The organism is Psychrobacter sp. UBA5136 (assembly GCF_002414005.1).
In the GTDB taxonomy this organism is placed as follows: domain Bacteria; phylum Pseudomonadota; class Gammaproteobacteria; order Pseudomonadales; family Moraxellaceae; genus Psychrobacter.
The window spans coordinates 58,494-72,156 of the sequence record NZ_DHYG01000053.1 but is presented as its reverse complement, the minus strand read 5'-3'; the positions used below and the strand labels follow the sequence as shown (position 1 = coordinate 72,156).

The following is a 13,663-nucleotide window of genomic DNA, read 5'->3' as shown; positions in this document are numbered from 1 at the left end:
GGAATGCTGTCATGGCTGCTGTTATCATTGTAATTCTCATTATCTGGGCTATGATGTGGGGCTTTTATAAGTTTATGTACCCGCGCCCGCCCAAAAGCATGATGCCAAAAAAAGGCGATGTGACCACACCGCGTCAGTGTGATTATTGTGGCAATCATTTGGCTGAATATCGCGGCGTGCTTGAATCTAAACCTGTTTTAGATGGTAGTAGTAGTGATAATATTGCCGCTAATAAAGAGTTATTCTTTTGCAATTATGAGCATCAAGCAGACTTTCATGCCGGCAAGACTTATAAAACAGACGCTTAACTTGTAAATTATAAGTCGATAAGCTGTCATTTACATTTAAAAAAGCGCTTAGCATCAGTGAGTTAAGCGCTTATCATTTTAATGCACCAATGGCGATTTAATATAACTGCAAACTTATAAAATAGAATGCGCATCTTTCATAATCTTGCTTAGCAGGGCTTCAGACTGCTTAGTTTGCTGCAAACGGTCTTCTTCGTCTCTTTGATTGGCATGAATTTTTTCATACAAATTCAAGCAGCACAGTACTAAAAGACTTTCTTGGCTGAGGCTTGGCGCATCGCGCTTGAGGTCTAGCGCATAGTTATTGATATAAGAAACCGCCGAGTGGAGTTCTTCTTGCTCATGGACTGGGCAGTAGATAGGATAGGTCACGCCTGCAATTACCACATCGACCTTTTTGATTTGCGGTTCAGGGGCGCTTTCAGCTTTAGCAGCCGGTCTAGCGGCGCTATTGTTTACATTACTGCTATTAATACTTGCGTTATTTGGCATGGGTTTTTGTGCTTGAGTATTTTTTGATTGGTTGTTTGTTGATTGATTATTTTGAGGCTGATTGTTTTTAAGTTGACTATCTACGGGGTTTACGCGGTCATCGGTCATAATAAATCCTACAATATGTATCATTAAAGTGAGTAATTAACTATTACTGCTATAAATATTGGTGATTACAAATTCGGCAGCTTAATAGGCGAAAATGAGTCAGTAAAAGCGAGCGAATTAAACGTGATTAATATCAATGACTACTTAACTTTCGGCTTGATCAATACGTGTCAAACGCTGTAAGACCACTTGCGTACGCTCGGCCGCTAGCTCGTTTTTCTTTCTCAGCTCACTATTTTGCTGCTTAATATCGCTGTACTGCTGCTTTAACTCGTTATTGCGCTGCTGCAGTGCGTGGTTTTGATGTTTTAATTGTTCAATTTGCTTTTGCAGTTTGTCCTGTTCTTCACCAATCATATGATGCGCTTCAGCAAGACTTTGATAGCGTTTATCAAGATCATGTAATTGTTTTTTGGCACCGTCGCGCTCTGCATAACTATTATCGAGCTTGGTTTTGAGGGCGGCGAGCTCTTTTGGGTCAGACACGGGTTGTTGTTTGAGGCTGCTAAGTTCAGCACTGACAAGCTGATACTGTTTTTTGATGTCGAGTACCATTTTTTCTAATATTCTAAGTTGGTCATACATAGTCAGTTTTTATCCTTAACAAGTAAGCGTAAATGAATTTTGTTCTCTGCGTTTAATAATGCCATAGGTGACCGCATAATATCTATATCAACAAAGTAATTGTATCGCGCTTTGTTTCGTGGCTTTTTCCATCGCTGTGTTATCGCCATACTGTCGCCATACCATCGATGGTAGCGTACGGCGTTTATTTATTTACTACTATTAATCAATGACTAGGACATCTATTATGAATGACAATATCTCTGGCTGGAATACGTGGCTCGCAGTATTTGATGACTGGAATGACGTGTCTATCAGCGAGGTACACGGCTTGATGACGGGGCTGATGACCGCCTGTAACGCGCCCGATGAGGCAGTATGGGCAAAGGTATTTGAGGAGCTAAGCTTTGCGCCTTTACCTGATGAGGCGTTGACGTTGCTCGCAGAAGAAGCAGAAGACATCGTTTTTCAGTTAAAAGACAAAGATGACGCTTATGCGTATATGCCGCTGGTGCCAGACGATGAACATGACCTATACGAGCGCGTGATGGCCCTGAAACAGTGGGCAAATGGTTTTATGACGGGTTTTGGTATCACAGATTGTAGTCTAAGCGCTGAAGAAAACGAGATGCTGTCAGATTTGGCAAAAATTGGCGCGATTCGCTTAGAAGATGATGAAGACTTTGAAGGTGGCGAGGAGTCTTATTTATATATTTATGAGTTTGCGCGTATGGTGCCGGTCAGCTTTGCTACCCGTAAGCGCAAACCTGTTAAAGAGATTGCCTTGATTGCTGGCTTGGCTATCGATGCTAAAACCACCAAGGAATTACAAGCAGAAGGTAAATTACCCAAACCAATGCCACCTGTCGTTGATGTGATGAATCAAAACCGTCCGTCATAAATAAGTCCCCATAAATAATATGGTAGGATGAATAGAGTCGATAGCTGGGCGTCGTAAAATAAGTGCCATAAAATAAGGGTAAAAAAACTGCGCTTGGCTATTAGATAAAATAGAAAGGAGACTATGATGACAACGGATAATGAGATGATTCACTTGCGCCGCTGTGTGGCGCTTGCTGCTGAAGCGCTAGAAGCAGGTGATGAGCCGTTTGGCAGTGTGTTGGTCGATGGCGATGGCAATGTATTACGCGAAGATCGTAATCGCGCCAATACAGTCGATGCCACTTACCATCCCGAAATTGCCGTGGCACGGTGGGCGGCAAGAAACATGACGGCGGACGCGCGGGCAAAAGCCGTGGTATATACCTCGGGCGAGCACTGCGCCATGTGTTCAGCGGCGCATGCGTGGGCAGGGCTTGGCCGTATTGTTTATATCAGCTCATCAAAACAACTTGGTGCATGGATGGATGAGATGGGCGTCACCTCAACATCGCCCATCAATTCATTAAGTATCCAAGAAGTGGCACCTAATGTTCCAGTCGAAGGTCCGATTGCGGGTTTAGATGAAGAAGTCAAAGCCCTGCAGCAGCGCTCGTTTCAAAAAAGCTAATTAAAAATCTGCTTAAAAAGGCTCATCAAAAGGTTCATCAAAAAAGTTAGGTCTTTTTATCTTGTAGTACGATAAGGATGTCTTATGACAATCATCATCCACCATGCCAATGAAAATCAAGGCACTGATATTAAAGCAAATAAAAATCAACCCCTATCACATGCGGACTATCCTCGTGATAGCATCGATTGGCTAACGCGTCTGATTGGCTTTGATACGGTCAGTCGCCATTCAAACTTAGCTCTTATTGAAGACGTGCAAGCATACTGTGAACAATTGGGTTTAACGGTAGATTTGACCTTTAATGAGGCTAAAAACAAGGCCAATTTGTTCGTCACCGTGCCAGCGGGAAAAAATGCCGATGAAGTCAATCACGGTTTGGTGCTATCGGGACATACCGATGTCGTGCCTGTCGATGGGCAAGACTGGTCGTCTGAACCATTTACCGCGACCATTCGCGGCAATAAGCTATACGGGCGCGGTGCTTGTGATATGAAAGGTTTTGTTGCTTGTGCGCTTAACTTATTGCCGCAAGCGGTCAAATTGTCTAACGCAGGCCAGCTGCGCCGACCGCTGCATTTGGCGCTGTCGTTTGATGAAGAAGTGGGCTGTTTGGGCGCGCCGCTACTCTTGGCAGATTTAAAAGCGCGTGATATTACCCCTGATTATTGCATTGTTGGCGAGCCAACCAATATGGCGATGGTGGTGGCACATAAAGGCATTGCGGTTTATCGTTGCCGCGTCCATGGTAAATCGGCGCATTCGTCATTGACGGCGCAAGGCGTGAATGCGATTAGCTATGCTAGCCGTTTAATCAGCTATGTTGATACGTTAGCGGAAGAAATCAGCCAGCGTGATGATAACGATGGCATGTTTGATGTGCCGTATTCAACCTTGTCCGTTGGCACCATTCAAGGAGGCACAGCGACCAATATCGTTCCCAATTTGTGCGAATTTACTTTTGATTATCGAAATCTACCGCATATGACGCAAGACGATATTGTGGCGCCGATTGAAGCAAAAGTTGCTGAATTGAGCGCGCAGATGCAAGCACGGGCTGCCGATACTGGTATTGAGCTGCAGCAACTGGAGGCCGTACCAGCGATGACCGATAGCGACAGCGCTGAGCTACAAGCGTTAATTGCAGCCCTGACCGGCGATGATGAACGCCACAAAGTAGCGTATGCGACCGAAGGCGGGCAGTTTACCAATAGTGGTATTCCGACCATTATCTGCGGTCCCGGTAGCATTGAACAGGCGCATAAGGCCGATGAGTATGTCGAGCTGAGCGAAATTAAACGCTGTGACGGCTTTTTACAAAAGCTGTTGGGCAGTTGTACGGTTGCTACTGCGGATAAATAATTCATTTAATCTGGGTAGTGGTTGCCGTAATAGTTGGTATAAAATACACCGTCGCTATGGCGGTGTTTATTTTTTCACCCTGTCGCATAAAATATGTAAGTTTCTTATAAAAAAGTAGGGGTTGGTTGATGTCTTGGCATCTGTTTGCGGTATTTTTTGCAAGTACGTTTTTTATCTCAGCGACCCCCGGTCCAAACATGCTACTGGCGTTTCAATACGGTCTTAATTACGGCGTCAAGCGTACCTTGTGGACGCTGGCAGGGCTTAGTCTTGGGCTGTTTATTTTGCTGCTATCAACGCTTCTTGGACTCGATGTTATTAGCCGTCAGTCGCCATGGTTATTGACGGTCATTAAAGTCGTTGGTGCCACTTATCTTATTTATTTAGGCGTGACGTCATGGCGCGATAGTGCCAGTGATAGTAGCTTAATGAACGATGCCAATGCGCTGAGTACGGAAGTTAATAAAGAGCTGACTGCGGCTACGGAAATGGCGGATAAACCTATGCCGCGCTCACTTTCGAGCGCTGCTGTCAAAGCGCCGCCGCGTGAATGGCTGCTGTTCCGAACGGGTATGTGGGTATCATTATCGAATCCAAAAGCGATTTTATTTTTTGCCGCCTTTTTCCCCAAATTTATCAATTTTAGCGCGCCGCTATGGCCGCAATATATCATGCTGACCTGTGGGCTTTTTTTGAGTGAAACGATTTGGCAGCTTATTTATACCATTGGTGGCAAAAAGCTAGCTGGCTGGTTAGATGTTGGCGCGCGTTTAGCTTGGCTAAATCGCGGCTGCGGGGTTATATTTATCTTGATTGCAGCGGCGCTGTTGGCAGAAGTGTTAAATGGTTTTATGGCTTAAAAAAGGCTGCTATTATTCGCTCATAAAAAAAGCCGTTCGCTATGGATTAGCGAACGGCTTTTTTTTTATCCAATTTTATCTGAAATTTTAAGCCAATACCTCAACCAGCTCACCTTTTACCATATGCGGACTGACAAAATCGGTCACGCGTACGCTAACGATTTTACCCAGTAGCTCGTCCATTTTATCTAAGTCATAAGGGAACATAACCGTGCGAGTATTATCAGCTGTCCCGATCAGACAATCGGGATGACGATCGGCAACTTGCTCGACCAAGACGCGAGTCGTAGTGCCGACCATTTCATGGGTTTTGGCTAGCGTTGACTCAACAATGACTTTTTGAAACTCTGCTAGGCGCGCCTTTTTGGTAGAGAAGCTGACATCATCAGGCAACTCTGCCGCTGGCGTACCCGGACGCTTAGAATAAATAAAGCTATAAGAGTGATCGAAGTTTAATTCTTTTGCCAAGTTTAAGGTATCTTGAAAATCTTCGTCAGTTTCGCCTGGGAAGCCAATGATAAAGTCGCTCGATAAATGAATATCAGGGCGAATGGCTTTAAGCTTATTAATCTGATTGATATAAACATCAATGGTATGGTTGCGTTTCATCGCCGCCAAGATGGCATTTGAGCCACTTTGGACGGGCAAATGCAGGTGTGACACCAGCTCTGGCAACTTGGCGTAAGCATCAATGATATCATCGGTGAACTCAAGCGGGTGGCTTGTGGTATAGCGAATACGCTCGACACCATCGACGTGCGATACGTAATGCAAGAGCTCGGCGAAACGGCAAATACTACCATCGTCTTTTTCGCCGCGATAGCCATTGACGTTTTGACCAAGTAGGTTAATCTCGCGCACGCCTTGGGCGGCAAGACTATCAATTTCTGCTAAGACATCATCAAGCGGACGTGATAATTCTTCACCGCGTGTATAGGGCACCACGCAAAACGAGCAATACTTCGAGCAGCCTTCCATAATAGATACAAAGGCTTTGTAGCCTTCAACGCGCGGCTCCGGCAAAAAATCAAACTTTTCGATACTTGGGAAGGACACATCCACCGTACCGATGCGATTTTTAGGCGAGATTTCACGCTGCTCATGCGATTGGTCATAAAGCTCTGGCAGGCGGTGCAATGTCTGTGGCCCAAAAACCATATCGACATAGGGCGCGCGTTTTTGGATATTGTCGCCTTCTTGCGAGGCCACACAACCGCCAACGCCGATGACCAAATCAGGGCGTTTTTCTTTTAACTTGCGCCAGCGGCCCAATTCTGAAAACACTTTTTCTTGGGCTTTTTCGCGAATCGAGCAGGTATTCATTAATAGCACATCGGCTTCGTCGATGTTGTGCGTCACTTCCATACCGTGCGAATCGCCCAGCACGTCAAGCATTTTGCCAGAGTCATAGACATTCATCTGACAACCCTGCGTGGTAACAAAGACTTTTTTTGGCGTGCCACTGTCATTGACGCTGACCGGTGTTTGGACGGTAGATGCTTGGACAGAGTTTGACGCTTCGAGTGCCGTAACGGCAGGCGCAGTAACCCTTGTGTCAACAGCAGCGTCATCGATGCGGGGATTAAATACAGTAACACTCATAAGCAAAGTCCATGATTGACTAAAAATATAGCGGGGTAGGCGATTAACCGGTGGCGTATTTTATCATAATCTGGCTTCAATGTGAAAAGTTAGCAAGCGCGTATGCGGTTAATTGCCCTTGATTATTTATAATAGTATCAATTGCTTAAGCAGTATTGTCGCTCAAACAATGCCATTTTGAACAATTATAACCCGTAAAAGCGCCGTAACACCTTTGTGTTACGCAGGGCTATCCAATTTATTAACGAAAAGTAAAGCTTATGGTTGAATGTGCAACGAGTATAGTATGATGAGGGCAACCATATCCGCACTATTGTTTAAATGAGTGTTTTAAATAGAAAAAAATATTATTTTAATTCTATATTTAGCCTATTTATCGAGCCAAATTATTTAGACCTATTAGAAAGAGAGTCCGTATGTCAAAGCCGCAAGTTGCTCAGAGTATCAAGGATAAAGATGCCAATTATCAAAATAAACTGCCTAGCCATTTTAAAGGAACATCGCTAAAAGCCAGCGTGTTGAGTATAGCCGCGGCAATGGGAGCGCTGGTAGTGTCGCAAGCGGCTTATGCCGAGCTTACTTGGGGTAATAATACCAGCAGTAATGTCAATAGTTATCCGCAAGAAGGGAGCTATCAACCAAAGAGTTATCAACCCGACAACTATAAACCTGATAGCTATAAACCCGATAATTTCCAACCTCAAAGCTATCAACCTGACAATTATCAACCGCAGAGTTATCAATCGCCAAGCTCACAGCCAACGAACGCTTATCAAGCAAACTCGGGCTATCAGGCCGACAGTGGCGTCGGTTCATTTACAGCAGCGGCAATTGCAGCAGAACGCGGCGATATCAACGCCCTTTATAATTATGAGCAGGCGATGAGTGGTGGTTTGTTTGCTATGTATCCGCCTTATTGGCGCATGAATTTAGAGCTAAGCTCACAGAGCCCAGCAGCGGTCACGCAGTTCGTCCGTCAGTATCCCGATAGCGTCATGGCAGAAAAATTGGTTGCCGATTTTGCCGAAACCAAAGCAGGCTCAAACGATTATGCCGCCGTCCGCCAAGTGGCAAATCTCATTACCAACGCCGATGACAGTGAAAAGTGTGCCGTTGCGCTAGGGTTTAATAACGGCGGCGATAGCATGCGTGCGCTAGCAGCCAAGTCCGATGTTTGGCTAACCACCAAAAAGCAGCCAGCGCTGTGCGATCAATTGGCGCTTGAGATGAATAATAATGCGCTAATCAGCAATCAAGATAGAGTATCACGCCTCAAACGTATGCTGCGTAAAGGTAAGACGGGCGACATCATGGCCTTATCTTCGCGCTTGGGCACGCCAATTCCTTACTCGTCGTTAAGTGAAATTCAGCTGAGTCCGTCGGCGTTTTTTAGTCGTTTTGCCCGCGAACCAAACAGCCAAATGAATCAATATTTGTATTTATATGCCATGGGACGCTTGGCAGAAAAGTCCTATCGCGAGGCGGCGCTGCAGTTAGATTTTGATATTAAACAAGACAATCAGCGCGCAGCAAAGCTGTTAAATGATGACACTCGCCGTTACGCTTATCGCATTCTTGGCGTCCAGCGTATGAACCACAATACCGATGACGGCTTTAATGTTGAAGCGGTCGATTGGTTCCGTAATAGCTTGGATAATGATTTTAGCTTTGAAGAAGCTGAATATTATGCCATCGCCGCGATTCGTTTTAGTCGTTGGGACGATGTGGTCGAAGCCATCTCAAAGATGGACGCCGAAACGCAAAAAACCAATCAATGGCAGTACTGGCTGGCGCGAGCTTATGAGCAATCAAATAATGTAGGTAAGCGCAGTACCGCTAAAAAAATGTATCAAAACTTGGCGAAGAGTAATGACTACTATGGTCTGATGGCCAAGGATAAAGTCGGTCAGCGTTTTGATGCCAGCCGTTTGGGTGGTAATAATTTACCAAATGTCAGTAGCGCTGAGCGTGCGCGCGTCATGCAAAACCCGCACTTTGCCCGCGCGTTTGCATTATATAACGCCGATGCCAGCCGTGCCTATGCCAACCGCGAGTGGAATTGGGCGGTAAAAAAAGCGCGCGACAATCGCGATAATAACTTGATTATTGCGGCGGCGCGTCAAGCGTATGATATCGGCTGGCTCGATCGGGCAATTTATGCCATTGAAAATACCGATACAGTCAACAACTTGGCTCTATCCCATCCGATGCCTCACCAATCGGCGGTTGTGCGCCATAGTCAGGCGGCAGGTATCGACCCTGCGTGGGCGTATGGCATCATGCGTCAAGAAAGCCGTTTTGTGCCGTCGGCGCGCTCAAACGTTGGCGCCAGTGGCCTTATGCAGGTCATGCCCGATACCGCTAAATATATCGCGCGGAAATTGGGCGAGACGTATAGCGCCAGCCGCGCCAATAGTGGCGATACCAATATTCGCTACGGTACGTGGTATATGGGCGATATCTTTGGTAAATTGAACAGTCAGCCCGTTTTGGCAACAGCGGGCTACAACGCCGGTCCCAACAATGCCAAACGCTGGCAGCCTGTTTATGGCTCACTCCCAGCGGATCAGTATGTCGAGTCGATTGCTTTTCCTGAAACGCGCAATTATGTCAAGCACGTGATGGAAAACGCCACCATTTATAGCAGTTTGCTTGGCCGCGGTCAGCCTATTAGTCAACGCATGGGAACCATTCCTGCCGCGTTTTAATCACTCAGTTTTGCCTTAAAAGACCATTAGCATCTCATCACTGCTAATGGTCTTTTTATACCATTCATTTGTTAGCGCTATTTAAAACTGGCATAGGCTTCTCACGCGCTGTTTACGTTTTTGCTATAGATTAAAAAAAGCAATTTGCTACCATTGTTTTAGTTTCCGTCTGTATTTTCTGTTGGTTTATTCTTAAAAGGCCAATTACTTTCAAGCGACCTAGTTTAATCAATGTCTTGGTTTGAGTTTTGAAAAGTAATTAAGCCTAAAAGCTCCTATTCGTCATTGCTAAATGCTCTAACTTCTTATGATTAAAAAATATTTTAATTTGCCCATATCGTCGCAGGCTAGGCGTCAATTATCTATTCAGACCAAGGTGGGCTCGATGTCAAAGATAACGCTATCAGAGCATGTTAACAAGCACTTGATCAGCAAAAGGTATGAAATTAAAGGCAACGCCGCGCTTGGCGTGACGGCTTTACTGTTATTGCAGGGCGCCATCATGCTGCCCGCTCAAGCGGCTGACGCCAGCAAAGCCGGACAGCGGGTATTAATGATTGAGATGACGCCCGCTCTATGTAGCTTACAGCCAACGCGCGCCCGCATGCGTCAATGTCTAGAAGGCTATTCGCTAACCGTTTCAGGTTTAGACATGGGTTATGGCGAGCGCTGCGGCCGCGGTAGCGAGCCGCGCCTGACGCCACTACAATTAAAGGTCGTCAATCGTATCATGCCGGACACCACGGTGCGGACCCAAGCATGGCAGCGCTATGGCGCTTGTAGCCCGCTCAGTGCTAGCAGTTATTTTCGCCAAATTACCAACTATGCCGGCGACTTAAAACTGCCAAACGAATTGAATACTGGCAACAGTTATACGGTATTAAAATCTCGTTTTGTCGGCCAAATGACCCGCTTAAATAGCGGTATGTCGCCTGCTAGTATTGACTTGATTTGTCAGGTTGGCACACGCCGTCAAATGGTACTGACTGACGTGCACGTGTGTTATGAAGGCAGCGCGTTCGGCACATGTAGTAACGTCGTCAATAATTGTGGTAGCAAATTTATTATTTCAGGCGGTAAATGATACTCTTTTACCATTTGAGCATTCATCATTATAAATATATCGTCTTGTCGACACTTAAGAAGCAAAGACGGTATAAGTAAAAATAGTCGTATTCACGTCAAATATCCCTAAATTCTTTTTAACTTCCTTGCAATAACTCTGTTTAAAGCGACTTTTATCTTCTCTTTTGAGCACTTCTTTATATCCTTCTAGTGCTTAATTTTCCCACCTTTATCTCTCAAATCAAAGTGCCTGCGCGTATAAAATGTAACAATATAATCATTAGAGTCTTTAAACGCGTTCTCGCTTTCTCTAGACGGTTAATAGGCGGAGGTGCTACACTAGTGAACGGTTTATGACTGCTATATTCAGTAAGCAGGTCGCTATCTCAAACGATATTCATCAATCAAAACCATCTATTAGAACCATCCATTAGAATCTGAATTATCTAATCAATAATTAGGGAGTATTCAATGTCAATGAAACAGCCTTTACGTGTTGCCGTCACTGGTGCCGCTGGTAATATCAGCTATGCTATGTTATTTCGTATTGCATCTGGTGAGATGCTAGGTAAAGATCAGCCAGTTATTTTGCAATTGCTTGAAATCACGCCAGCTCTTGACGCTCTAAAGGGTGTGGTCATGGAATTAGAAGACTGTGCATTCCCATTATTGGCGGGCGTTGTCCAAACCGATGATGCGAATGTTGCATTTAAAGATGCCGACTATGCGCTATTAGTAGGTGCGCGTCCTCGTGGCCCAGGTATGGAACGTAAAGATTTGCTAGAAGCCAACGCCGCGATTTTCTCAGCGCAAGGTAAAGCATTGAACGATGTCGCAAGCCGTGATGTAAAAGTATTGGTCGTCGGTAACCCTGCTAACACCAACGCGCTTATCGCTCAGCGCAATGCGCCAGATCTAGATCCACGTAACTTCACTGCCATGACGCGCCTAGACCACAACCGTGCGATGGCACAGTTGGCTGAAAAAACAGACAGCACGGTCAATGACGTGAAAAAAATGATCATTTGGGGCAACCACTCATCAACCCAGTATCCAGACCTAACGGCTGCGACTGTCAACGGTAAGCCAGCGCTAGATTTGGTCGACCGTGATTGGTACGAAAACACCTATATCCCAGAAGTACAACAGCGCGGTGCCGCCATTATTAAAGCTCGCGGTGCGTCATCTGCTGCTTCTGCTGCCAACGCTGCCATCGCTCACATGCGCACTTGGGCACTAGGTACTGATGAAAATGATTGGGTATCTATGGGTGTTTACTCAAACGGCGAATACGGTATTGCCGAAGGTTTGATCTACTCATTCCCAGTCACTTGCGCGAACGGCGACTGGACTATCGTAGACGGCGTTGATGTGTCATCAGATTTCTCAAAAGACAAAATGGCAGCAACTGAGCAAGAGCTTAGCGAAGAGCGTGACGCCGTAGCGCACCTACTTCCATAAGCCTACAGTTTGTTGATACTGTTATATAATTACTCTAGAAATAGCCCTCTTCATTAGAGGGCTTTTTTGTGGGCGCTCAATAATACAATTGATAACGTTAGCTAAACGTTGATTTACAGCTATTCAAATAAAGCTTGCTACAATAAAGTGGTAAGTTTAAATAATAAGCATGAATAAATCTGTGGCATTTAAGGAGAAAATATATGTTGGGTGAACCAGAGTACAGTATGAATGAGCTCTTTGCTCAGTTAGGATTAGATAGCTCGGATGAAGCAATCGAGCAATTTATCGAAAAGAATAAATTGGCCAAAGAAGAAGAGCTCACCGATGCGCATATTTGGAACGACAATCAGCGCGCTTTTTTGAAAGAAGAATGGTTTAAAGACGCAGCTTGGGTAGAGACTATCGATGAATTAAACGTGCGTTTGCACCCGGATGCTTAAAAAAGCTAGCATCAGTTATGAGATATAATAAGTAAGTTATAAAAATAAATAAAAACCCACAAACGTGAAGCACGCTGTGGGTTTTTTACTGTCGCCATTTTTAAAATGACGACACGTCCTAGTATTCTAGCAATCTTTAATTTAATCAGGCTGCTGCGCGCGCCACTCAAGCAAATCAATCACGTCACTATGAATGCCCGCTCTTAGCGCCTCTAAGCTTTCATAATGGCGCTCGCCGTGTAGATAATGCAAAAAGCGTACTTGCAAGGTTAAACCGTATAAGTCAGCTTGCAGCTTGGGAAAATGCACCTCTAAGCGCCAATCGTGGTCTTTATCTACAGACGGTCTGATACCGAGGTTAGCAGTACCAAATAAGCTATGAGGCCGTAAACCTTTTACCCCTGGATTTTTGCTATCGGTGAGGGCAGTAAGACCATCTGCTATAACGTTACCATTATCATCAAGGCTGACGACATCGACGGCGAATATGCCATGTAACGCAGGTTTTATGCGTTTTAGATCGACATTGGCAGTGGGGAAGTCCATGGTACGGCCTAGTTTATCACCGCCAACGACGCGCCCTGTAATGGCATAATCGCGGCCCAGTAAGGCATTGGCCGCATCAATGTCACCCGCCAATAATAAATCGCGAATGCGCGTTGAGCTAATGCGTGCGCCCTTGCCTTTGATATCGGTGACAGTATGCAGATTGGTCACATGCAGGCCATAATCTCGTAAAAACTGACTGTCGCCAGTCCGGTCATGACCAAATTTAAAGTCATCGCCCAGTACCAATGCTTGAACGTTTAGGCGCAGCGCCAAAATATCGGCGAATGCCTGCGCCGATAGCGAGCGAAAATCACTATCGAAGCTGGCGACTATCAAGGTCTCAATGCCATACTCTGCGAGCAAAGCTTGCTTTTCGGCAAGATTGGTCAAGCGAGCAGGGGCGCTAGCTGGCGCAAAAAACTCACGGGGCTGGGGCTCAAATATCATGACTGCCGAGCCAAGATTTTGTGCGGCGGCAAGCTCACGAACTTGCGCGAGCATCGCTTGATGACCCAAATGCACGCCATCAAAGTTACCGATAGTTAGCACGCAGGGCGCCAAAACTACTGGGCTAGTATTGGCAGGCAAAGCGCTTGGCGACGCCATCAGTTGCTCAAGAAAATAGGTGTTC

General features: G+C 45.6%; 13 protein-coding genes. 9 read left to right on the top strand and 4 right to left on the bottom strand.

Annotation, left to right across the window (positions count from 1 at the left end; genetic code table 11):
* Window positions 1-11 precede the first annotated feature (11 nt).
* Window positions 12-308: a hypothetical protein gene (locus tag B4240_RS07925; RefSeq protein WP_296238106.1), complete on the top strand. Its 297-nt coding sequence runs from the start codon at window positions 12-14 to the stop codon at window positions 306-308.
* 114 nt (window positions 309-422) lie between these two features.
* Here B4240_RS07925 and B4240_RS07920 read toward each other — a convergent pair whose 3' ends face one another.
* Together B4240_RS07920 and B4240_RS07915 are read right to left on the bottom strand one after the other, a co-directional pair.
* Window positions 423-908, bottom strand: coding sequence for a cell division protein ZapA (locus B4240_RS07920; RefSeq protein ID WP_296238104.1), 486 nt, complete (start codon window positions 906-908; stop codon window positions 423-425).
* Window positions 909-1,052: 144 nt separating this feature from the next.
* On the bottom strand, window positions 1,053-1,493 hold the full coding sequence (locus B4240_RS07915; protein ID WP_296238103.1) for a hypothetical protein: 441 nt from the start codon (window positions 1,491-1,493) through the stop codon (window positions 1,053-1,055).
* A 226-nt stretch (window positions 1,494-1,719) separates the two neighbouring features.
* On the opposite strand from B4240_RS07915, the gene B4240_RS07910 reads away from it, so the two are divergent.
* The 4 genes from B4240_RS07910 to B4240_RS07895 all read left to right on the top strand — a co-directional run bounded on the left by B4240_RS07910 (window position 1,720) and on the right by B4240_RS07895 (window position 5,204).
* Window positions 1,720-2,373 carry a UPF0149 family protein gene (locus tag B4240_RS07910; protein WP_296238101.1) on the top strand — a complete coding sequence of 218 codons (654 nt, stop codon included), beginning with the start codon at window positions 1,720-1,722 and terminating at the stop codon, window positions 2,371-2,373.
* Between the two features lie 126 nt (window positions 2,374-2,499).
* Window positions 2,500-2,982 (top strand): nucleoside deaminase, encoded by a 483-nt coding sequence (locus B4240_RS07905; protein WP_296238099.1) that lies wholly within the window; start codon window positions 2,500-2,502, stop codon window positions 2,980-2,982.
* 84 nt (window positions 2,983-3,066) lie between these two features.
* Window positions 3,067-4,344 (top strand): acetylornithine deacetylase, encoded by a 1,278-nt coding sequence (argE, locus tag B4240_RS07900; RefSeq protein ID WP_296238097.1) that lies wholly within the window; start codon window positions 3,067-3,069, stop codon window positions 4,342-4,344.
* A gap of 128 nt (window positions 4,345-4,472) precedes the next feature.
* Complete coding sequence (locus tag B4240_RS07895) at window positions 4,473-5,204, top strand: LysE family translocator (RefSeq protein WP_296238095.1); 732 nt, start codon at window positions 4,473-4,475, stop codon at window positions 5,202-5,204.
* An 87-nt stretch (window positions 5,205-5,291) separates the two neighbouring features.
* Here the strand turns inward: B4240_RS07895 and miaB are convergent, their stop codons facing one another.
* On the bottom strand, window positions 5,292-6,806 hold the full coding sequence (gene miaB / locus B4240_RS07890) for a tRNA (N6-isopentenyl adenosine(37)-C2)-methylthiotransferase MiaB (protein ID WP_296238093.1): 1,515 nt from the start codon (window positions 6,804-6,806) through the stop codon (window positions 5,292-5,294).
* Between the two features lie 416 nt (window positions 6,807-7,222).
* On the opposite strand from miaB, the gene B4240_RS07885 reads away from it, so the two are divergent.
* The 4 genes from B4240_RS07885 to B4240_RS07870 all read left to right on the top strand — a co-directional run bounded on the left by B4240_RS07885 (window position 7,223) and on the right by B4240_RS07870 (window position 12,483).
* Window positions 7,223-9,514, top strand: coding sequence for a lytic transglycosylase domain-containing protein (locus B4240_RS07885; RefSeq protein WP_296238091.1), 2,292 nt, complete (start codon window positions 7,223-7,225; stop codon window positions 9,512-9,514).
* A gap of 385 nt (window positions 9,515-9,899) precedes the next feature.
* Window positions 9,900-10,598 carry a hypothetical protein gene (locus B4240_RS07880; RefSeq protein WP_296238089.1) on the top strand — a complete coding sequence of 233 codons (699 nt, stop codon included), beginning with the start codon at window positions 9,900-9,902 and terminating at the stop codon, window positions 10,596-10,598.
* Window positions 10,599-11,050: 452 nt separating this feature from the next.
* Window positions 11,051-12,040 carry a malate dehydrogenase gene (locus tag B4240_RS07875; protein ID WP_296238086.1) on the top strand — a complete coding sequence of 330 codons (990 nt, stop codon included), beginning with the start codon at window positions 11,051-11,053 and terminating at the stop codon, window positions 12,038-12,040.
* Window positions 12,041-12,243: 203 nt separating this feature from the next.
* A complete protein-coding gene (locus tag B4240_RS07870; RefSeq protein ID WP_296238084.1) occupies window positions 12,244-12,483 on the top strand; it encodes a DUF2789 domain-containing protein in 240 nt (79 codons plus the stop codon).
* A gap of 141 nt (window positions 12,484-12,624) precedes the next feature.
* Here the strand turns inward: B4240_RS07870 and ribF are convergent, their stop codons facing one another.
* Complete coding sequence (ribF, locus tag B4240_RS07865; RefSeq protein ID WP_296238272.1) at window positions 12,625-13,638, bottom strand: riboflavin biosynthesis protein RibF; 1,014 nt, start codon at window positions 13,636-13,638, stop codon at window positions 12,625-12,627.
* Window positions 13,639-13,663 lie beyond the last annotated feature (25 nt).

Bases quoted from the DNA above. Each gene is read 5' to 3' on its own strand.
- argE (WP_296238097.1), top strand. From the start codon at position 3,067: ATGACAATCATCATCCACCATGCCAATGAAAATCAAGGCACTGATATT.
- B4240_RS07925 (WP_296238106.1), top strand. From the start codon at position 12: ATGGCTGCTGTTATCATTGTAATTCTCATTATCTGGGCTATGATGTGG.
- B4240_RS07895 (WP_296238095.1), top strand. From the start codon at position 4,473: ATGTCTTGGCATCTGTTTGCGGTATTTTTTGCAAGTACGTTTTTTATC.
- B4240_RS07885 (WP_296238091.1), top strand. From the start codon at position 7,223: ATGTCAAAGCCGCAAGTTGCTCAGAGTATCAAGGATAAAGATGCCAAT.
- B4240_RS07920 (WP_296238104.1), bottom strand. From the start codon at position 908: ATGACCGATGACCGCGTAAACCCCGTAGATAGTCAACTTAAAAACAAT.
- B4240_RS07875 (WP_296238086.1), top strand. From the start codon at position 11,051: ATGTCAATGAAACAGCCTTTACGTGTTGCCGTCACTGGTGCCGCTGGT.
- B4240_RS07870 (WP_296238084.1), top strand. From the start codon at position 12,244: ATGTTGGGTGAACCAGAGTACAGTATGAATGAGCTCTTTGCTCAGTTA.
- B4240_RS07880 (WP_296238089.1), top strand. From the start codon at position 9,900: ATGTCAAAGATAACGCTATCAGAGCATGTTAACAAGCACTTGATCAGC.
- ribF (WP_296238272.1), bottom strand. From the start codon at position 13,638: ATGGCGTCGCCAAGCGCTTTGCCTGCCAATACTAGCCCAGTAGTTTTG.
- B4240_RS07915 (WP_296238103.1), bottom strand. From the start codon at position 1,493: ATGTATGACCAACTTAGAATATTAGAAAAAATGGTACTCGACATCAAA.
- B4240_RS07910 (WP_296238101.1), top strand. From the start codon at position 1,720: ATGAATGACAATATCTCTGGCTGGAATACGTGGCTCGCAGTATTTGAT.
- miaB (WP_296238093.1), bottom strand. From the start codon at position 6,806: ATGAGTGTTACTGTATTTAATCCCCGCATCGATGACGCTGCTGTTGAC.
- B4240_RS07905 (WP_296238099.1), top strand. From the start codon at position 2,500: ATGACAACGGATAATGAGATGATTCACTTGCGCCGCTGTGTGGCGCTT.